16 protein-coding genes are annotated in these 20226 nt (G+C 69.3%); 10 read left to right on the forward strand and 6 right to left on the reverse strand.

What is annotated here, in order from left to right:
* The first annotated feature begins 152 nt into the window (after positions 1 to 152).
* On the forward strand, positions 153 to 1151 hold the full coding sequence (locus IM778_RS15310) for a LacI family DNA-binding transcriptional regulator (protein WP_194409677.1): 999 nt from the start codon (positions 153 to 155) through the stop codon (positions 1149 to 1151).
* A gap of 185 nt (positions 1152 to 1336) precedes the next feature.
* A complete protein-coding gene (locus IM778_RS15315) occupies positions 1337 to 1897 on the forward strand; it encodes a hypothetical protein (RefSeq protein WP_194409678.1) in 561 nt (186 codons plus the stop codon).
* Between the two features lie 37 nt (positions 1898 to 1934).
* On the opposite strand, the gene IM778_RS15320 is transcribed toward IM778_RS15315, so the two are convergent.
* Positions 1935 to 2402 carry a hypothetical protein gene (locus IM778_RS15320; RefSeq protein ID WP_194409679.1) on the reverse strand — a complete coding sequence of 156 codons (468 nt, stop codon included), beginning with the start codon at positions 2400 to 2402 and terminating at the stop codon, positions 1935 to 1937.
* A 78-nt stretch (positions 2403 to 2480) separates the two neighbouring features.
* On the opposite strand from IM778_RS15320, the gene IM778_RS15325 reads away from it, so the two are divergent.
* On the forward strand, positions 2481 to 2930 hold the full coding sequence (locus tag IM778_RS15325; protein WP_228484594.1) for a hypothetical protein: 450 nt from the start codon (positions 2481 to 2483) through the stop codon (positions 2928 to 2930).
* A gap of 296 nt (positions 2931 to 3226) precedes the next feature.
* On the forward strand, positions 3227 to 3742 hold the full coding sequence (locus IM778_RS15330) for a hypothetical protein (protein ID WP_194409680.1): 516 nt from the start codon (positions 3227 to 3229) through the stop codon (positions 3740 to 3742).
* A 274-nt stretch (positions 3743 to 4016) separates the two neighbouring features.
* Here the strand turns inward: IM778_RS15330 and IM778_RS15335 are convergent, their stop codons facing one another.
* The 4 genes from IM778_RS15335 to IM778_RS15350 all read right to left on the reverse strand — a co-directional run bounded on the left by IM778_RS15335 (position 4017) and on the right by IM778_RS15350 (position 9139).
* A complete protein-coding gene (locus IM778_RS15335; RefSeq protein WP_194409681.1) occupies positions 4017 to 5888 on the reverse strand; it encodes an alkyl/aryl-sulfatase in 1872 nt (623 codons plus the stop codon).
* A 101-nt stretch (positions 5889 to 5989) separates the two neighbouring features.
* The gene (locus IM778_RS15340) at positions 5990 to 6898 is read right to left on the reverse strand and encodes a carbohydrate ABC transporter permease (protein WP_194409682.1); all 909 of its coding nucleotides are present in this window, start codon (positions 6896 to 6898) and stop codon (positions 5990 to 5992) included.
* Positions 6895 to 7830 carry a carbohydrate ABC transporter permease gene (locus IM778_RS15345; protein WP_228484595.1) on the reverse strand — a complete coding sequence of 312 codons (936 nt, stop codon included), beginning with the start codon at positions 7828 to 7830 and terminating at the stop codon, positions 6895 to 6897. Before IM778_RS15345 ends, IM778_RS15340 begins: the two co-directional genes overlap by 4 nt.
* Positions 7831 to 7891: 61 nt before the next feature.
* Positions 7892 to 9139, reverse strand: a complete 1248-nt coding sequence (locus IM778_RS15350) for an ABC transporter substrate-binding protein (RefSeq protein ID WP_194409683.1) — start codon at positions 9137 to 9139, stop codon at positions 7892 to 7894.
* A gap of 217 nt (positions 9140 to 9356) precedes the next feature.
* Here IM778_RS15350 and IM778_RS15355 point away from each other — a divergent pair, with 217 nt between their 5' ends.
* The 6 genes from IM778_RS15355 to IM778_RS15380 all read left to right on the forward strand — a co-directional run bounded on the left by IM778_RS15355 (position 9357) and on the right by IM778_RS15380 (position 19656).
* Positions 9357 to 10586 (forward strand): Gfo/Idh/MocA family protein, encoded by a 1230-nt coding sequence (locus IM778_RS15355; protein ID WP_194409684.1) that lies wholly within the window; start codon positions 9357 to 9359, stop codon positions 10584 to 10586.
* A gap of 38 nt (positions 10587 to 10624) precedes the next feature.
* Positions 10625 to 11650: a LacI family DNA-binding transcriptional regulator gene (locus IM778_RS15360; RefSeq protein ID WP_194409685.1), complete on the forward strand. Its 1026-nt coding sequence runs from the start codon at positions 10625 to 10627 to the stop codon at positions 11648 to 11650.
* A 133-nt stretch (positions 11651 to 11783) separates the two neighbouring features.
* Complete coding sequence (locus IM778_RS15365; protein WP_194409686.1) at positions 11784 to 15056, forward strand: NPCBM/NEW2 domain-containing protein; 3273 nt, start codon at positions 11784 to 11786, stop codon at positions 15054 to 15056.
* Between the two features lie 168 nt (positions 15057 to 15224).
* The gene (locus tag IM778_RS15370) at positions 15225 to 15701 is read left to right on the forward strand and encodes a DUF2975 domain-containing protein (RefSeq protein ID WP_194409687.1); all 477 of its coding nucleotides are present in this window, start codon (positions 15225 to 15227) and stop codon (positions 15699 to 15701) included.
* Complete coding sequence (locus tag IM778_RS15375) at positions 15701 to 15946, forward strand: helix-turn-helix domain-containing protein (protein ID WP_194409688.1); 246 nt, start codon at positions 15701 to 15703, stop codon at positions 15944 to 15946. The genes IM778_RS15370 and IM778_RS15375 overlap by 1 nt, the downstream gene beginning before the upstream one ends.
* The gene (locus IM778_RS15380) at positions 15943 to 19656 is read left to right on the forward strand and encodes an SCO7613 C-terminal domain-containing membrane protein (RefSeq protein WP_194409689.1); all 3714 of its coding nucleotides are present in this window, start codon (positions 15943 to 15945) and stop codon (positions 19654 to 19656) included. Before IM778_RS15375 ends, IM778_RS15380 begins: the two co-directional genes overlap by 4 nt.
* A 46-nt stretch (positions 19657 to 19702) precedes the next feature.
* On the opposite strand, the gene IM778_RS15385 is transcribed toward IM778_RS15380, so the two are convergent.
* The gene (locus IM778_RS15385) at positions 19703 to 20215 is read right to left on the reverse strand and encodes a redoxin family protein (RefSeq protein ID WP_228484596.1); all 513 of its coding nucleotides are present in this window, start codon (positions 20213 to 20215) and stop codon (positions 19703 to 19705) included.
* Positions 20216 to 20226: the final 11 nt, after the last annotated feature.

The raw sequence follows: 20226 nt of genomic DNA on the forward strand, positions 1-20226 counted from the left end.
AGTTCGTTCAACCGGTTGACCGATTAGGTGATCGAAAACCTACGCCGTAGGTGATCGTAAACCTATAAGATCGAGTCGACTGTTATCCCATCGTTACAAACGCCTGTGAAAGTGAACAGATGCCGACATCACGTGCCCGCACACGCCCGAGCATGGCCGACGTCGCCCGCTTGGCGGGCGTTTCGACCCAGACGGTCTCGCGGTACTTCACGGGTGTGGGATACGTGCGCGCTGAGACAAGGTCGCGTATCACGACGGCGATCGATGAACTGGGGTACGTACCCAACCAGTCGGCGCGCAACCTTCGCTCGCAGCGCACCAACACGGTCGGCGTGCTCGCGATGGGCGCGCTGAACTACGGCAGCGCTGGTGTCCTGACCGGACTCGGGCAAGCCGCCCGGGAAGCCGATGTAACGCTGATGATCGCCGAACTCGACCTCGACTTCGACGCGCAGGGATGGGAAGGCGAAGCGAAGCGGGCGCTGTCGCACTTCCTCGCAGTGCCTGTAGACGGCGTGGTGGTGTCCACTCCGATACCCGGCATCCAATCTCTCCTTGCGGGCTGGGACGAGACCACACCGATCATCACCGTTGCGGAGCTTCCCTACTCCCCCGCGGGGTCCGCGAGCACCCACTCCTACTCGGCCGGGCTAGATGCGACGCGATATCTCGCATCGCTCGGGCACCGCCGCATCATCCATATCGCCGGACCGGCGACGCGCAACGAAGCGAACGAGCGCGAGCGCGGCTACCGCGACGCGATCACGGAAGCCGGCCTCGAACCACTTGTCGTACCTGGCGCGACCGATTGGTCATCCGCGTCCGGCTACCGCGCGGGCGGACTCGTTGACCCGGATGCCTTCACGGCGGTCTTTGCCGCCAACGACGAGATCGCACTCGGGTTCATGAGCGCGATGGAACAGCGCGGACATCGAGCGCCCAGCGACTTCGCCATCGTGGGCGTCGACGATATGCCGACCGCCGCATACTTCTCTCCCCCGCTGACGTCGATGCGGATCGATTTCCGCGCGGTTGGCGACGCGACGTTTCGGATGCTGCACCATCAGATTCGGACGGGCGAGCGCGCAGAACACTTGGTCATCGAGCCGGAATTGGTCATCCGTGAGTCCACCGCCCCGCCAGCGATCTGAAGCTGACCGCGTAGATCGACCACCGGGACGCGAGCGGCACCCCCACCATCGGCTACCGGACGGCATCCGCGGAGCGCCTACTGCTGCTGGCACGGGGTACTACACGGAGGCTGAGGAGGGTGCGCTGAATGGTATCTACCCGTAAGACGAGGCGGGCCAGCCTGGTCCTCGCTTTTCCGATTTGCGTGCTGCTGCTGTCGGCGTGCGGTCCAAACCCGAATTTCGAAACAGCGGTCCGAGGGGTCATGTACCAAGCCTCGGAAACCATCTCAGATGTCGACCGTGCGCTCGACTCCACGCCTGCGACAACCGTTGGACAGTTTGTGGCTGACCACAGCATCGCGGCAGGCGAGGGACCGCACGGCAACGGCGGATTGCCATGGTTCAATGCCGTAGGCCTCGATGAGGACGAGATCGCGGCGCAGTACCTCCCGAATCGAAGCGAGGTCCTCCCGCACGACATCACCGTGGTCTCGCTGGTGGAGGGGTCTGAGCCAGCCTCGGGTGTGGTGCAAGTGTTCGTGCTCGGCGGCTATGAAGAGTCCGCCGGGTTCGCGAGCGATCCCTACTACTTCTACTACGCGTGCGTGGAACTCGATATCGATGTCGGCGCGGGCACAGTTGCCGCCTCCCGGGGAACGTGCCCCGCGCTTCCGGACGTGTTCACCAGACTCGCGGAACCCCTGCCTGAGGATGAAGTGCCGACCGGCTCCACGTGGCCAACCGCGAACGAAACCAGGGCGTGATCTCGTCGCTTGAGTCTCGCCGGTACACCAGCAGGCATCAAGGAACGTCCTGAGCGCCGGCTTGCACCGCCCTGGCGATGATCACGGACGCCGGAATGTGCCCCGCGGCCAGGATCACCCCGGCAACGGCGATCCAGGGGTTGCTCAGCCAGGCAGCGGTGCTCAAGATCACCAGGACGGGGAGAATCGCCATCGGCACCGGCAGCACCCACCAGGGCCGGTACAGCGCGGTCGCCGTGCGACCGTCGAGCAGGTAGCGCGCCCAAAGCGCGTAGTAGCCCACCAGTGCGACGACCGCCGGGACCGCCCACCAGCCGATGAGCCGGCCCGGTAGCGTGATCGCGGGAACGACGACACAGAGCGCCTGTCCCGCCCGTTCGAGAAGCCCCAGCGCGCGAGGCACGTGTGCGGCCGGCACCGGCACCTGTGGCGGGAACCACACCAGGAGCAAGGTGGGCGCGAGCACACAGAGCGCGACGACCAGACCCAGCGGCGAGAAACCCACGTCCGGAGGCTATCGCCATCGCATGCGCGCCCGTCTCTCGACGTTCGCGCGCGCCCTTGCCAGGCCTATCGTGGACGCATGGCGACTGTGTCCTCTCCTCCGCGCGCGCTCCGGATCGGGCTGTACGTCATCGCCTGGTTCAACCTGCTATCCGCCCTGGTCGGGATGGTCGGGCTGACCTTCGGCGGCGGACTCGGCATCCCTCTGGAGTGGTTGGAAGGAAGCATCTTCACGTCGTACTTCTGGCCCGGCGTGATCCTCGGCGTCGTCGTCGGCGGCGTCCAAGCCCTCGCGCTCGCCGCCCAGTACGGCCGGTATCGGGTGGCGTGGGGGCTCCACGCAGCCGCAGGGCTGACCATGATGATCTGGATCTTCGTGGAGATCGCGATCATGCTCGTCTGGTCACCCCTGCACGGCATCTACTTCGCCACCGGCCTGATTCAGACAGTCCTCAGCGTGGTTGCGCTCGGCGCGTGGCCGAGCCCGTTCCTGCAGCGCGATCCACGGGCGAGCTCGACATCGCGGTGACCACCCTTGCGTCGCCCTGAGCTGAGTCACGGGAGTCAGCCCAGGAGCCGAGCGGAAGTTCACGCGAGCGCCAACCACTTCCACCTCATGGGCGCCGATCCGCCGCTGGATCTCGACCACTGGAAAGAGGTCGTCGATGTCAGCATCCAAGCCCCGACAGACCGCCTTGGGGTCGTCGCGAACCTCATCCAGGACGACCTCGGCGCTTCCGTTGCTCACCGCCCCGGAGCTGGCGGATACGATTTCGGGAGCCGGGTGGTCGCAGCTCGAGGGAGGGTGGCGGTGTGAGGAACCTCATGGCGTACGCGAACTCGCTCGGTATGTGGTGGGTCGCTGGCCTTGTCTGTTCAGTGATCCTCATTTTCGACTGGAGCACCCCGCTCTGGTATCGACTTCTGTGGGTTCCCATCGGCTTCGCAATCGTCCTCGCTCTGGCGGCGTCGATCCGCGCGAGAAACAATGCGAGCAACAAAGCGAGCAACAATGGTCGAGTCGTGACATTCCAGGAGACCGTGAGAAGCGGGCTGCGGCAGACTCCGAAATCCTTGACCAAACCGGGCGCTGCTTTCGAGGTCGGGGTCGTGCTACGAGGGGCGGACGCTCGCGCTCACTTCGCGGCATTTCGAGGTGCCGAAGGACCGATTCGTATCGTTCTCGTGAATGCGCGCTGGCCTAATAAAGTCGCTCGAGAGCTGGATTTCGGCAGCAGCGCCGCGTTGAGGGAGTGGGGAGATTCCACGCAGGCCGTCTACGTTCGCGATGAACAGTACGCCGCGGCTGTCACACGTAAGTACTTCGATCCGCTTTTATAGCAGCACTCTCAGCGAGCGACGGATTCGAGTGAAGTACGACAACGGCGCTCCCAGAGTTCGATCGCGTCGACCCTGCCGAACACTCGACGCCGTGAGGAAACACCTGCTGCAGCGGATGCCGAGCCCGCCGGCGAATCGTGTCGCCCACTCTTGCAGCACCGGCCCGTCGGACTCGCTGCCACGGTTGGCATAGCCCGCCGCCAGGACTGTGTGAGCCACCGGAGCCGGCACGTGGTCCAGTAGCGCGAGCAGCGGCCTGATCCGCTCGCCCGGGTCAGGGCGTGACGATGTTGAAGTCCGAGTCGCCCTGGTCGAGGACCTCGAGCAGCTGCGTCAGCACTGCGATGTCGCCACGCACCTCGATCCCGTCGGACTCGGCGTCGCCGCCGGCGAGGAGCATCAGCCGCGGCTTGGTCAGCGTGAGCGCGAGCGGCGTCGACGCGTCAGGCTCTCGCTCGACGTACACGAGCACGCCGTTGCCGAGCGTCAGGTGGAAGCTGCGCCCCAGGTCCGACAGGGTGACGTCGATGGCGAGCGACAGGTCCCACGCCTTCGGGCCGTTCACACGGATCGCCACCGCGTCGAAGAGCTGCTCCGGTGTGAGCTGGGCGAGGATGAGCGGTGCGTTGGTCTGCGTCGGCGTACCGAAGTTGCCCTCGCGCAGCTCGGTCGCGCCGGATAGGAAGAAGTTGCGCCACGTGCCGTTCTCGGCGCCGTAGGCGAGCTGCTCGAGCGTGTCGGCGTACAGCGTGCGCGCCGCAGCGTGGTTCTCGTCGGCGAACACCGCATGATCGAGGAGCGTCGCGGCCCAGCGGTAGTCGCCCGCCTCGAAAGCCTCCCCCGCCAGCTCCACGACACGGTCGACGCCGCCGATCGCGGCGACGTAGCGTTCGGCGAGCGGCTTCGGCGGGTGCGGCCAGAGGCGTGCAGGATTGCCGTCGAACCAGCCCATGTAGCGCTGGTAGATCGCCTTGACGTTGTGGCTCACCGAGCCGTAGTAGCCGTGAGTGCTCCACGACGCCTCCAGCGCCGGCGGCATCTGGATCATCTCGGCGATCTCGGCTCCGGTGTAACCCTGGTTCAGCAGTCGCAGCGTCTGATCGTGCAGGTATCCGTACAGGTCGCGCTGGATCGCGAGGAACTTCTTGATCTCGGCGTTGCCCCACGTCGGCCAGTGGTGCGACGTGAAGACCACCTCTGCCTCGCCGCCGAACCGCTCGATCGCCTCCGTGAGGTAGCGCGACCACACGTGCGGGTCGCGCACGAGGGCGCCGCGCAGCGTCAGCAGGTTGTGCAGTGTATGCGTGGCGTTCTCCGCCATGCACAGCGCACGGTAGCGCGGGAGGTAGAAGTGCATCTCGGACGGCGCCTCGGTGCCCGGTGCCATCTGGAACTCGAACTCGACGCCGTCGAGCGTGTGCGTCTCGCCCGTCGTCGTCACCTCGATCGACGGCGGCAGGATCGTCGCCTCACCGATCGACGTGGTCTGGCCGAGGCCGGCACCGACCGCGCCCTTCGGGCCGCGGGCCAGCGCCGCGCCGTACATGTACCCCGCGCGGCGAGCCATGGCCACGCCCGCATACACGTTCTCGGCCACCGAGTGCTCCAGGAAACCTTCGGGCGCGAGGATCTCCACGCGGCCGGAGGTCACGTCGTCCGCACTCACGAAGCCGAGCACGCCGCCGAAGTGGTCGATGTGGCTGTGCGTGAAGATGACCGCTTTCACCGCACGGTCGCCCCGGTGGCGGCGATAGAGCTCGAGCGCGGCGGCGCCGGTCTCTTTCGAGATGAGCGGGTCGACGACGATCACCCCGGTGTCGCCCTCGATGAACGACATCACCGACAGGTCGAGTCCGCGCACCTGGTAGAGCCCCTCGACGACCTCGAACAGACCGTGCTTGGCGACGAGCTTGGATTGGCGCCAGAGGCTCGGGTTGACCGAGTCGGGCGCATCGCCCTGGATGAAGTCGTAGGTCGAGGCATCCCACACCACGTCCCCGGCCGCGTTGCGGATCTTCGGGTCGTCGAGCGTGCCGATGAACCCGCGGTCGGCGGCCGCGAAGTCATCGATGTCGTCGAAGGGCAGTGATGCCCGCAGGCTCGCCTGTGCCTCACGGATCGATGCTTCCGGTTCCCGCTGCTGCATGTTTCTCGCTCCCTGGATCGATCCGTCGTACGACCACCCAGTCTGTCTGGCGCCTCGCGCCTGGGCAACTGTCCTCGCCCTCGGCGAGGGCATCGGGCGGATCACTTCTCGGCGCCGGCCACCATCCCCTTGATGAAGTACCGCTGCAGCATGAGGTAGACCGCCAGCACAGGGATCACCGAGATGAGGGCCGCCGCCGCGGCGGCGCCGAGGTCGCTGCCGGAACTCGCGAAGAACGTGCCGATGGCGGGGGCGATCGTGCGCATCTCCGGCGCACGCATCAGATAGACGCTGAGCGCGTACTCGTTCCACACCGCGACGCCGGTGAGGATCACCACGGTCGCGGTGACGGGTTTGAGCATCGGCACCACGACCTGGAACAGGATCCGCACCGGCCCGGCGCCGTCCACCGACGCGGCCTCCTCGATCGAGACCGGCAGCCCGCGCATGAAGGACGCGTAGAGGAACACGCTCAGCGGAAGCTGCGTCGCGACCATCACGAGGATCGTGCCCCAGTAGGTGTTGATCGCGTGCAGCCCGTTGAGCATCGTGTACAGAGGCACGAGGATGCTGAGCGGCGGCACCATGATGAGCCCGATCATGAGCAGCATCACGCCGCGGTTCACGACCGTGGTGCGGCGCGCGAGAGGGTACGCGGCGAGCGCCCCGAGCACGCACACGAGCACGGTACTGGCGACCGTGACGATCGCACTGTTGCCGATCGCGCCCAGCACGTTTCCGCGGTCGATCGCGTTGACGTAGTTCTCCCAGTAGATCTGGGTCGGCGGCAGCCACTGCGAAGACAGGTCGGTCCGGGGCTTCAGCGACGTGGTGACCGCGATGTAGAACGGCAGCAGCTGGACGAGGGATGCCGCGACCAGCCCGACGCCGATCGCTATGCGCGCCGCCGTGCCGCCGCGACGCGGCGGCGTGTCATCGTGATGGCCGACGACGATCGTGCGGGTCGAGGCCGTCGTTTCGCCGGCCGTGCGGGAGATGGTCGAGGTCATACGTCGAGCCTGTTCCGGTTGAGCATCGTGTTGAGCACGAGGGTGAACACCGCGATCAGCACGAACAGGGCGACCCCGATGGCGGACGCGTACCCGGCATTCTGATTGTCGAAGTAGACCTTGCTGATGAGCGTCGACACCGAGTTGGTGGAGTAGCCCGGACCGCCGCCGGTGAGCACCTGGATGATGTCGAACAGCTTCAGACCGCCGATGAGGTTCAGCACGATGCTGGTGGCGAACGCCGGCTGCAGAAGCGGCACGGTCACATGACGGAACTGCTGCCACGCGCTGGCACCGTCCAACCGTGCCGCTTCGAGGTACATCACCGGGATCGATTGGAGTCCGGCGAGATAGATCACCATCGAGATGCCGACGAACTGGAGCGAGTTGACGATCACGATCACGGCGATCGCGGTGGTCGAGTCGGCGAGCCAGGCGACCCGCTCACCGCCGAAGGCGACGACGATGTCGTTGAGGCCGCCCGTGTTGTACGCGAAGAACAGGTAGTACATCGTGCCCATGACGATGGGCGACACCAGCACGGGGAGGTAGATGACAGCGCGTGCGATGCCGCGTCCGCGGATGGCGCGATCCAGCGCCAGCGCGAGGGCGAGGCCGATCACCTGCTGCACGATCGTGCTGCCGAAGCCGTAGACGATCGTGTTGACGAGAGCCGTATGGAAGTTCGGATCGGAGAACAGCCGCGCGTAGTTGTCGGCGCCGACGAACGCGCGGGCGGCGCTGTAGCCGTTCCAGTTCGTGAACGAGATCCCGATGCCGTTGATGAGCGGAAGGATCGTGAAGACACCGACGAGCGCGAGGGCCGGCAGGTAGAACACGTTCAGGCCCGCCCGGGCGAATCGCGGTCCGGTCGCACGCCCGCGGCGCGGTCGGGCCGTCGGCATTCGGAGCGGGGAGGACGTCGTTGTCACGGCGCAGCCTTTCGGGGATCGTGAGGGCGGTCCACCGGTGGCCGGACCGCCCTCACGGGGATCACTGGGCGAACAGGCTGTCGAAGTCGGCCGCCATCTGCTCGACGGCGGACCCGACCGCGCCTTGACCGGTGATCACGCTGTCGGTCGTCGACACCATCGTGTCCCACATGCCGTTGGGCAGGTACACGCGGTCGAAGTACGGCAGCAGCGGGTAGTCGCCGCTGGCGACGAACTGGTCATAACTGGCCTGCAGCATGCCGAGGTCGCTCGTGGCGTTCGTGAGACCCGGGATGCCGCCCACCGCGCTCGCGAGCTGGGAGAGGTTCGCGGGATCGGCCAGGAAGGCCAGGTAGTCCAGCGCCTGCTCCTTGTGGGCGGAGTCCTTCGCGACGCCGAACGCACGGCCCTCACCGCCGACGAGGAAGGGGGAACCCACATCGCTCGGGATGGGCATATAGCCCAACTCAGCGTCGGGGTTGAAGCCCAGCGCCGTGGTGACGAGATAGTTCTGCACCATGACGAACGCCGTCGTCCCCTCTGCCAGCGACCGGCCGAGATCGTCCATCGTCGCCGACGAGTAGTCGGGATTGAAGTAGCCGGCGGCCTGCCATTGCGCCACATCGTCGAGCAGATCGGCGTAGCCGTCGTTCTGGAACTCGCCGTCGAGGAAGCCGTCGAGCTGGTCGTCGGTGAACCCGCCCGACGCCATGAAGTCGGCGATGTTGCCGGCGAACCACGAGTCCTTGCCGCTGGACGAGAGGGGAATCACGCCTGCCGCGTCGAGCGTGGCGAGCGCGTCGGTGAACGACGCCCAGTCCTCGAGAGACGCCGGGTCGATCCCCGCTGCCTCGAGCACCGATGCGTTGTACACGATGCCGGCGACGTCGGTGTCGATCGGAAGTGCGAAGAACTCCCCGTCGTCGTTCTGCATCGCGGGGGCGAGGGCGGGGTTGAAGTCCTTCGCCCACGGCTGGGCGTCCAGCGGCTCGAGGAACTCGGAGTAGCGCAGGAGGGACCAGCCGTGCGTCGCCCAGATGTCGGGCACATCGCCGGACGCGAGGCGCACCTTGATGTCGGCCTCGTAGGTGTCGGTGGACGGCACGAGCTCGATGTCGACGCCGGGATTCTCGGCTTCGTACGCATCGGTGATCTCGGTGAGCACGACGAGGATCGGGTCGGTGGCGCCGAGGTTCGTCTGGAACTCGATCTTCGCGGTATCGGAGCCGGAGCCGGAGCCGCCGGCACAGCCGGTCACAGCCAGAGCGATCGCGGCGATGCCGACGATCGGTGCCAATGGTGACTTCATCGTCTTTCCTAACACTCGGGTGCGTTTGTGATGACGGCGGCGGAACCTGCCGACAACGGGTCAGGTTACCCGCGTAGACCACAGACCGCAAGACCGTTATGAGTTCTTGATTTTCGGCGAGAAAACGGCGACAACAGACTGGTTGACGCGCGTAGATTCTTCGTGTCACACTTCCATGGTCGGCAAGCCGCCGACCTCACACTCAAGAGGAATCGCCATGGCCTTCTCCCTGGGCATCGTCGGCGCCGGCCAGTTCGCCGGTCAATTCGCCACCCTGTTCCACCACCACCCCGGCATCGCGGCCGTCTACGTCACGGACGTGCTCGCGGACCGTGCCGACGGTCTCGTCGCACAGGCGGGCATCGCCGGCAGCTTCGAGAGCTTCGACGCGATGCTGGCATCGGACGCGGTCGACGCCGTCGCGATCTTCACGCAGCGCTGGACGCACGGTCCACTCGTGGTGAGGGCACTCCGCGCCGGCAAGCACGTCTATTCCGCTGTGCCGATGGCGATCAGCCTGGAAGAGATCTCGGCGATCATCGATGCAGTGCGCGAGACCGGGCTCACCTACATGATGGGCGAGACGAGCTACTACAACCCGGCGACCGTCTTCGCACGAGGCAAGCGCGAGAGCGGCGAGTTCGGACGCCTCTTCTACGCCGAAGGCGACTACGTCCACGACATGGACCTCGGCTTCTACGACGCCTACCGCTATTCCGGCGGCGAGAACTGGAGGGCCACCGCCAGCTATCCGCCGCTGTGGTACCCCACGCACTCGATCGGAGGAGTCCTCGGCGCCTGGCCGACGCATGCGGTGGCCGTCTCGGCCGTAGGCGTCGTGGACGATCGCGGCGACGGCGTCTTCGACCGGAGCGTCAGCCAGTTCGACAACGACTTCTCCAACGCGACAGCCCTGTTCGAGCTGGCGGCGGGTGGGTCGATGCGCATCAATGAGTTCCGCCGCGTGGGGTTCCCCTCGCATCGGCGCGAATCCCGTTTCCGCTGGTTCGGCACCGAGGGCACCTTCGAGCAGGTGACGACGGCGTCGTTCTGGCAGACGCGCGAAAGCGTCGACGACGTGTCGAGCCTCATCGACACGCACGCGTCCATCTCGCACGACGATCCGTCGCTCGCCCACGTCTCGCCGGCCCTTCGGGATGCCTTCGTGTCGGGCTACGCGCCGATCCACGACCTCGGGCGCATCCCGGCCGAGCTGCGCGGTCTGCACAACGGCCACGAAGGGAGCCACCACTTCCTGGTGGACGACTTCGTGCGCGCCGTGGCGTCGCAGACACTGCCTCCGGTCAACGCCTGGACCGCGGCGCGGTTCACGCTCCCCGGAATCATCGCGCACGAATCGGCGCGCCGCGGCGGGGAGCGACTGATCGTGCCTGATCTCGGCGATGCTGTGGGCAGTGTCGCACCGCTCGAGGTCGCGACCGCGTGAAACCGGGCGCCTCCGGGCGATCGGCGAGAGGATCCCGTATGGACGAGCACCTGATGCCCCGCAAGGTCACACGCGCCGATGTCGCGCGCCTCAGCGGCGTGAGCACGGCCGTCGTGAGCTACGTGCTCAACGACGGCCCGAAGCCGGTCGCGAAGGTGACGCGCGAGCGGGTGCTCGAGGCGGTCCGCGTGCTCGGATACCGCCCGAACGCGGCCGCCCGTGCGCTATCGCGGGGAACCGCCGACACGATCGGCATGATCGTGGTCGACAGCCGCAACCCGTTCTTCGCACAGCTGCTGCACGCGCTCGATCGCGCGAGCGTCCGCAACGGCCGCTCACTGCTCATCGTGAACAGCGATCGCGAGCGCCAATCCGCCGTCGATCAGGTGCACGACCTCCTCGCCCGGCAGGTCGGCGGGCTGATCCTCGCCGACGTGCTCACCGATACCGAGCAGGAGATCGTCGCCTCCCTCGGGGTCCCCGCGCTGCTCATCAACCAGTACACCGGCTCGGGCGGGCTCCTGCCGGCGATGGGGGTGGATTTCCGCGCCGGCGCGCGCCAAGCGGTGGACCACGTGATCGGCCACGGCTACCGTGACGTGGCGTTCGTGGGCGGCGCACTCGCGATCGACCAGCGCGAGCGCGGCTGGGCGGATGCCCTCCGCGATGCCGGCCTTCCGCTCGGCCAGAGCGTGCACGCGCCGTTCTCGTACGAGGGCGGGCTGTCGGCAGGGCGGGCGATCGCCGAGGCCGACCGCCGCCCGCGCGCGGTGTTCGCAGCATCCGACCAGATCGCGATAGGCCTGCTCGCGGCATTCGCCGACGCGGGTCTGCGCGTCCCCGACGACATCGCCGTCGTCTCGTTCGACGGCATCGCCGAGGCGGCCTACACGCGCCCCGCCCTCACCACCGTCGCGCAGCCGATCGCCGAGATGGCGGATGCCGCCATCCGGCGCCTCGTCGACGGCGCGGGCGATCCGGGTTACACGACCTTCCCGACGGAACTTCTGATCAGACGTTCGTGCGGATGCGACCCCTCCATGGACGCGCCGCCGACCACCTGACCCCGGACCCCGACCCCGACCCCGACCCCGACCCCGACCCGACAGTCCCACAGACCCGATATCGACCCACCCACAGCGGTTCCGCGCGCCTGCGAGGGCGCTGGTTCCGCGCGCGTTCTCGAGGAGGAGAGCTATGCGAAACGCACGACCGACACGGGCGACACGCCCGCCGACGCGGCGCGCGACGATGATCGCCGCCGCCGTCACCGCCGTGGCGATGATCTTCGGCGGGTCAGCGCCGGCCACGGCGGCGCCGACCGCCGCCCTGATCAACGGCGGCTTCGAGGCGGGAGCGGAGGGCTGGCAGTTCGTGGCCGGCAGCGGCATCGCCACGAACAATCCGCGCACCGGCACACGGCTGGCATATCTGGATGCCGGAGCGGCGAACCAGCTCGTGCAGCCGGTGACCGTCGACCAGACCGGGAGCTTCACGGCGGAGGCCTGGGTCGCCTCGTCCCGGACGGGCGGAGTGTTCGGTCTGCGGACCACCGCGGGCGACATCCTGTCTTCCATCGACCTGCCGCAGCAGTCCGCCTATCGGCACTACGTGCTGCCCCCTGTCGGTATCGCCGCCGGTACCACCGTCGAGGTGTTCTTCCGTGGCGGCGGAGGGTGGACCAACATCGACGACGTCGCCTTCGCCGCCGACGAGCGCACGTTGTTCGGCTTCGAGGCGGCGCGCCAGCAGGGACCGAGCGCGATCGACCAGGCGAGCCGCACCATCACGTTCCAGGTGCCCTACGACACCGACGTCACGGCGCTCCGAGCCCAGGCGGAACTGCCGGAGGGTTCGACGATCTCGCCCGACCCCGCGGCGCCCGGCGACTACTCGCAGCCCCGCTCCTTCGTCGTCACGGACGCCGGCGGGCAGACGGCGGAGTGGACCGTCACCGTCACGATCGAGGCCGAGACGGTGACGATCGACAGTTCGTCGCAGGAGCTCGTCGACGCGTTCGACTGGGCCAAGTGGCGCGCGCGACAGCACGTGCAGACCGGCAAGACGGGCCCGCTGAACGGCAACGGCAGCAACCCCGGCACGGGCACGGCGGCGTACATCCCGTCGTACTGGGCCGGTTACGCCCACCGCACCGCGTTCTACTCGCGGGACTTCGTCCATCAGGCGGCCGGCGGGCACCTCCTGGGTCTCGAGGAGGAGAACAAGTCCATGCTGCGCGCGTTCGCGGCATCCGCCAACGAGGCCCGCAAGTGGTATCCGCTGTGGGCGCTCAACTTCGACGGCAGCCCCTACAACGTCGACTACAGGAGCGACACGAACTTCGTGCGCGAGGTACCCGCGGTGTTCGAGCTCGTACAGGAGGCCGAGGAGCAGTACCGCTGGACCGGAGACGCCGACTACCTCGACGACCCCGTCCTGTGGCAGTACTACACGAAGGCCGTGACGGACTTCATCGAGCTGCACGACACCCAGCTGCCCAACGGCATCGCCGAGGGCACCGGCAGGGGCATCTTCCAGGGGGCCGCGAGCTACAACGAGCGTGCCGACCACGCGGTGATCGAGGCCGGCGACGGCGTCGCGTCGCAGTACCGCGCCCTGCTCGCCTACGCCTACCTTTCGGCGGAGAAGGGCGACGCCGCGACGGCCGCCGAATTCGAGCAGCGCGCCGACGCCCTGCAGAAGTACTTCGCCACCGACTGGGGCGTGATCCGAGACGCGTGGGAGTACGTGCGCGGCCGCGGCCCGGCTGGTGAGGCCTACGCGGGCTTCGGACGCGAGAACTCCGTCTTCTACGGCGTCAAGGAGTTCCTGGATGCCGGCGACAAGCGCACGTGGGACTTCATCGACTACCTCGACAGGATGTATCAGGAGGATCGCCCGCCCAACATCGAGGCGACCACGTACGTTCCCGACGCCCTGTTCGCCTACGGGCGCGATGATGCCGCGTGGGCGTGGATGAAGGACATCATCTCCAAGCTGCACCTGCCGCACGAGGTGCGCACGCAAGGGTCCAACGGCGACTACCCGGAGACCAGCTACACGCTGGTGTCGCAGACCGTCGAGGGCCTCGCCGGCGTACGGCCGAACGCCCCGGAGAACGCGGTGTCGGTGCGGTCGCACCTGCCGTCCGGGGTCGACTGGCTGGCGCTGGACCACATCCAGGTCGGAGACCACGACATCGCCGTGCGCCATGACGGTCGCACCAGGACCACCGTGCGTCACAACGAGGGCTCCGCGCCCCTCGCCGTCACGGTGCAGTTCGCCGGCGGCTGGCCGCAGATCAAGGTCGACGGCGAGCCGAAGAAGCCGGAGTACGTCCACGTCAACGGTCGCGCCGTGTCTCAGGTGACCGTCGAGGTGCCGGTCGGCAGGAGCGTCTCGTTCGCGACAGGCGGCGAGGACCACCCGCAGCGCCACGGCGATCTGATCCTCACGCACCCCCAGGACTTCACGCTGCAGTCTCCCGCCGAGGCGGCGACGCGCATCGACGCTGCTCGCGTGCAGTTCATCTGGAGCGCCTCCGAGAACGCCAAGCGGTACCGCCTGCAGGTGGCGCGCGACGCGGCGATGACCGACGTCGTGGCCGAGCGGACGGTGGCCGACACCGAGGCATCCGTCACGGGGCTGGAGCCGGGCCGCACCTACTACTGGGAGGTCACCGCTCAGAACCCGAAGACCGGGCAGCGGCTGGTCGTGCCCGGCGGTGAGCGTACGTTCCGCACCATGCCGTCGACGCCCCCCGCCGAGCCGACCGGGGTCGGCGCCTATCGCGTGGGAGAACTGGTCGGGGTCACGTGGACCCTTCCCGACGGCGCGGTGTCGGCCACCGTCGAACGGGCACCGGCAGGCGGCGAGGACTTCGCCGTGATCGCCGCGGAGATCACCGGAACGTCGTACCTCGACAGGGACGCCGGTGGTGGGCCGTACCGCTATCGTGTCTCGGCATCCAACGAGGCCGGGGCGGGCGCATCCGTCATCGTCGAAGAGCAGGCGGCGCCCGGCGATGGGCCGACCGTCCACCTCAGCGATCGTGAGTGGGTCTCCGCGACGTCGGGCTGGCGCACCGTGCTGAAGGACAAGGCGGTCTCCGGCAACCCGATCCGCGTGGGCGGCGTCGAGTACGCCAAGGGAATCGGCACGCACGCCAACTCCGAGATCGTGTACGACCTCGACCCGGCCGACATGCGGTTCTCGGCGGTGATCGGAGTGGACGACGCCCAGAAGAACTCGCCGAACTCGTCGGTCGTGTTCCAGGTGCTCGCCGACGGTGTCGTGATGTTCGACAGCGGGATCGTGCGTGCCCAGCCCGCGACGCCGCCGCAGACCGTCGTGCTCGACGTGCTCGGCGTCGAGCGGCTGGTGCTGCGGGTGACGGACGCAGGAGACACGAACAACAGCGACCACGCCGACTGGGCCGACGCGAAGGTGACCCGCCTGCCCGGGAGCTGATCGACACGAACGTGCGGGTGGGGGCCGGGTCCCCCACCCGCACGTTCGCGTCCGGATCGAGAGTCGTCGCACCCAGGCACATCACAGCAGCCGCCCCTTGCGCGAGACCGGCATCATTGGCCTATTGTTTTTCGATAGCTACGTACCGTTTATCGATAGGTCTCTCGCATGCAGCGCACCACGATCATCGTCCTGAAGTCCCTCATCGCCGTGCTGCTGGCACTCCTGCTGTGCTGTCAGGTCTTCGTCGTGCCGGCCGTCGCCGCCCAGTCCGCCGTGCGGTACTCCGAGATCGCATACTTCGAGATCCCCGGCACGATCGTCGGCATCCTCTTCCTGCTGTGCGTGCAGGTCGTCCTCGTCTGCGTGTGGCGGCTGCTCTCGCTGGTGCGGGAGGACAGCATCTTCAGCGACAGCGCGTTCCCCGACGTCGATGTGAGCCTGAGCGCCGTCGCGTTCGCGACGTTCCTCGTCCTCGTCGCGCTGATCGCCTTGAGCCTGACCGGCTTCATGACGCCGTCGATCACGCTGCTGCTCGTGCTCGGCGTCGTCGTGGGCGCGGGACTGTCGTTGCTGATCGTCGTGCTGCGCGGCCTGCTCCGGAAGGCGTCGCAGCTCGAGCACGACCTCTCGGAGGTGGTGTGATGCCGATCATCATCAACCTCGACGTCGAGCTGGCGAAGAAGAAGATGTCGGTCACCGAGTTCGCCGCTGCGATCGACATCACGCCGGCCAATGTCTCGGTGCTCAAGAACGGCCGGGCGAAGGCGGTGCGCTTCACCACCCTCGACGCCATCTGCCGCGTGCTCGAGTGCCAGCCCGGCGACATCCTGCAGTGGGTACCCGAGGATCACCCCGCCGCGGTCGCCGCGCGGGAGGCGGACGGGTGAGCGTGGCAATGCGCGGACGGCGGGCGCCCGCATGGAGCGAGACCGCGATCGCCGAACTGCTCGACGTCGTCCGGTGCCCGGCGTGCCGTCGCGCGACCGTGACGGACCGCCGGTGCCCGGCGTGCGGCGCTGACTTCTCGGGTCGTATCGGCCACGATCTCTGGCAGGCGTCGCAGGCCGCCGCCGACGCGCTGCGCGCGCGTCAGTCCCTGCTCGCCCGGGTGCCGCTGTCCCCCACCGCGAGACCCGAGCGCGCGCCGACCGAGCCTGCCGACGCGTCGCCCGCCGCGGCGAGCGCGACCGACCCGTTCGCGCCCGCACCCGCGGCATCCGCGACGGTGCAGTCGGTGCTCGCCGTCGCGGGGGCTGGTCTCGTCGCGATCGCCGCGGCGGTCTTCGTCTTCTTCAACCCCGACCTGACCGGCGCGCTCCCGCGCTCGCTCGTCATGGGAGCCATCGCGGCGGGCTTCCTCGGCGGAGCGGCGATCCTGGCCCGCACGCGGCTGCAGTTCTCGGCCGAGGCGGTGGGCGCGCTGGGCGCGGTGTTCCTGGCACTGACGGTGACCTCGATGCTGCCGCTGCTTCCGGCCGCGTTCGACGCCTGGGTCTTCGCGGGGCTGGCGACGCTGGCCTCGGCGGCGGGTCTCGCCGCTCTCGGGCTGCGCTGCGGCATCCGTTCGTGGCTCTGGCTGGGGCCGTCGGCTCTGGCCTTCGTGCCCGTGATGCTCGCCGCGGGCGCGGGTTCGATGCCGGCGACGACCGCGGGATGCCTCACCTCGGCCGCCGCGGCGAGCGCGCTGGTGGCCGCGGCCCGGAGGCTGGGGCCTGTGGCCGGCCGACCGCTCACCGCCGCGCAGATCACGCTGACGGTGACCCAGGGCGGCTTCATGCTCGCTGCGCTGTCGAGCGCGGTCGCCTCGGGTGCCGCCGGCGAAGTCGACCCGGCGCTCGCCGTCTCGGCGACGCTGCTGTCGATCGGCGCGGTGGCGGCCGCCTCGGCGCGGCATCTCGCGGGCCCGCTGTGGAGCGGTGTCGCGGGGGCTGCCGCAGTCGGGGCGGTCACCGTCCTGCCGCTGTCGGGCGGATCGTCGCTGCCGGTCGACAGCTGGTTCGGAGTGCTCCCCGCCGCCGCCGGTGCCGCGCTCGTCGCGCTCGGCGCTCTGCGGCCGCTGCACCGCGCCGTGTCGCCCATGCCCCTGTTCGCGGGAGCGATCGCCGCGGTCGCGGCCGTCGCCGCGATCCCGACGCTGACCGGTTTCCTCTCGATCGCGGTGGTGGTGACCGGCCGCGAGGGCGGCGCGCAGCTGCTGCCGCCCGACGCCGCGGTTGCGCTGACGCTGGGCCTGGCGGCGCTCGCCGGTGCGCTCGTGGCATTCGCGGCGGTCACCGATCCGCGGCTTCGCCGTGTCGGGCGGCCGCTCGTCGCCGGCACCGCGCCGGAGCCGCTCGGCATGCGGTGGCCGGCGCACCTCGGAGCCTGGTACGCGGTGCTCGCCTTCCTCACGGTGCTGTGCCTGCCGACGCTCGAGGTGGGGGTGCGTGTCGCCCTGGGCCTGGCCGTGTCGATCGGCGCGAGCGCACTGGTGGCGACGAGGGGGGCGGATGCCTCGGCATCCGTTCGCCTGCCGCTCATCGTGGGCGCGCACGCCGCGATCGTGATGACCGCGGTGATGTCGTGGCGGGACCCGGACATCACGGTGACGGCGGGCGTGGCCGCGCTCGCGGCGGTCGCCGTCGCGGCCCGCACGGTGCCGCGCCGGGCGCGGTTCGTGCACGTCGGTGCGGGGTTGTCGTACGCCCTCGCGGTGCTCGCCACGGCGCTCGCCCGGGCAGGACTCGACGCCGTCGTCGTGCTGTGCCTGACGACGTGCGCCGCGGGCGTCGTCGCGATCGGCGCCACGTTCGCGCGCCGGGTGTCGTCGCGCGACTGGCACGCGGTCCTGGTCGTGACGACGGTGCCCTTCGTGATCGGCGTGGTTCAGGTGGTGTTCGAGCGCAGCGGCTGGACCGCGCTGTCGACCGCGGTGATCTTCCTGCTGGCTCTGACTCTCGTGACGACCACGCGCTCCGGGCTCGGTGTGGTCGTGCGCACGGCGGCGGCAGCGGCGCTGGTGCCCTCGGTCGCGGTGGTGACCGTCTGTCTCGGCGCGCAGCTGCTCGCCACGAGCGGCTCGCCCGTCGTGCTGCCGGTCATCGCGGCGGTCGTCGCCGCGGTGCTGTCGGCCGGCGACGTCATCCGCCGCGGCCTCGCACGTCGGATCGCGCCCGTCGAGGCGCGCGCGGCGGGCGTCGCGATCGAGGCATCCGCCCTCGTCACCGCGGCGATCGCCGTGGCCCTGTCGCTCACGCGGGAGGCCGCGGGGCTCGGGACCGCACTCGTGGTGCTCGTGGTGCTCGGCATCGGGTTCGCCGCGAGCGCCGTCTTCGCGCGGCGACGCTACGGCTGGTGGCTGGCCGGCGGGGCGTTCACGGGTGCGCTCTGGTGCGCCTGGGGGATCGCCGGCGTCACCGGACTCGAGCCGTACCTGCTACCGCCGACGCTGGGCGCCGCCGCGATCGGCGCGCTGCTCACCGCGCGCGGCCTCCCGGCGACCGGGCTGTACGCGGCAGGGCTCGTGGCTGCGGTGGTGCCGATGCTGATCCGGCTCGCCGTCGGCGGCGACGGCGACCAGGCGGCCGGTCCGGCGCGGGCGTATGCCCTGGTCGGCGCGGCCTGGGCCCTCGCGGCGGCCGGCGCGCTCGTGGCGCGGGCGACGGCGCGGACTGCGGGGCGACTGCAGTCGCTTCGGACTCCGACGCTGTCCGTCGCGATCCTGGCGGCGGCGGCTTCCGCCGTGGAGGGCGTGCGGTGGGGCTGGGGTCTCGACCCGGCGCCGGCACTCGCAGCGCCGGTCATCGTCGCCTGCCTCGCCCTCGGTGCGCTCGGCGCGGGCGCCGCCGCATGGGCCGCACGAAGTCTGCGGGCCCATGCCGACGGCGGATCGCTCCTCGCCCGCACGAGGATGCTCGGCGTCCCCGCCGTCCTCTACGTCTCGGTCGCGACCTGGCCCGCCATCGACCGTGACTGGTTCGCGATCTGGACGATGTGGGGCCTCATGATCGTCCTCCTCGCGTTCCTGGTCGCGGTGGCGGTGCGCGGCCTGCGCGCGCCGACCGGCCTGCCGCCCGTCCCGTTCGTATTCGCCGTGGCGTTCGTGACCGCCGTGGTCGCGTGGAGCCCGCGCGACCTCCGCGTGGAGTGGTTCTCGCTGCCGCTCGGGATCTTCCTGCTCGCGGCGGGCGCCGTCGCACTGCGCGTGATCCCCGCCGAGGCGCCCGCGAAGCCCTCGCTGTGGGCCTGGCCGACGGGCTGGACCGGTTCGTGGCCGCTGCTCGGTCCCGGGCTGGTGGTGATGCTCAGCGCGTCGGTCGCGGCCACCTACACCGACCCGCGCACGTGGCGCGCGATCCTCGTCATGGCGATCGCGCTCGTGGCGATCCTGGTGGGAGCGACGCGGCGCCTGGCGGCGCCCTTCATCATCGGCATCGTCGTGCTCCCGGTCGAGAACGTGCTGGCGTTCCTGGTGCAGATCGGCCGGGGCATCGAGGCGATGCCGTGGTGGATCACGCTGTCGGTGGTCGGCGCGGTGCTTCTCATCATCGCGGTCGGCTACGAGCGGCGCGCCGGCGACGGCAGCGGCATCGCGGCGAGGCTGCGCGATCTGGCGTGAAGGGCGCCACGCCGGCGTGAGGGGCGTCACGCCGGCGCGAGGAGCGTCACGCGCCGGGGGTGCCGTCCGTCCGGAGGGGGACGGACCCCTCGCCCGACGACGCCGCGGCCACGGCCGCGCGCACCTCGTCGGCAGAGAAGGATCCGGTCGGGAGCGTGCTGGCGCGGACGGACCGGACGGCGCCCGCCGGGTCGACCACGATCGTCGCCGTCTGCTGCAGGAGCGCGACCGTGCCGAGCCCGAGTGCGGCATGGGCGCTCGCGCTCGCGAAGACCGTCGCCGACGGGCTGCGCCGCGCTGCACGGGCCGCGGCGTCGCTCGCCTCTGCCGCGCCGCCCGGAGCGATCAGGACGAGGAGGGCGTCGCCGAGCGAACCGTCGTCCGACATCCGCTGAAGCGCTGCGGCGTGCGCCAGGCACACCGGGCAGCTGCTCGTGCGCATGAGGTGCACGACGGCGATGCGCCCTGCGATCTCGCGGGCGAGCGAGGTCTCGGCGCCGGTGGCGCTCACGAGATCGAGCACCGGTAACGGCCGGCCTGTCTCTAGGGTGGTGTTCACGACGACTCTCT

The sequence above is a fragment of the Microbacterium cremeum genome (assembly GCF_015277855.1).
In the GTDB taxonomy this organism is placed as follows: domain Bacteria; phylum Actinomycetota; class Actinomycetes; order Actinomycetales; family Microbacteriaceae; genus Microbacterium; species Microbacterium cremeum.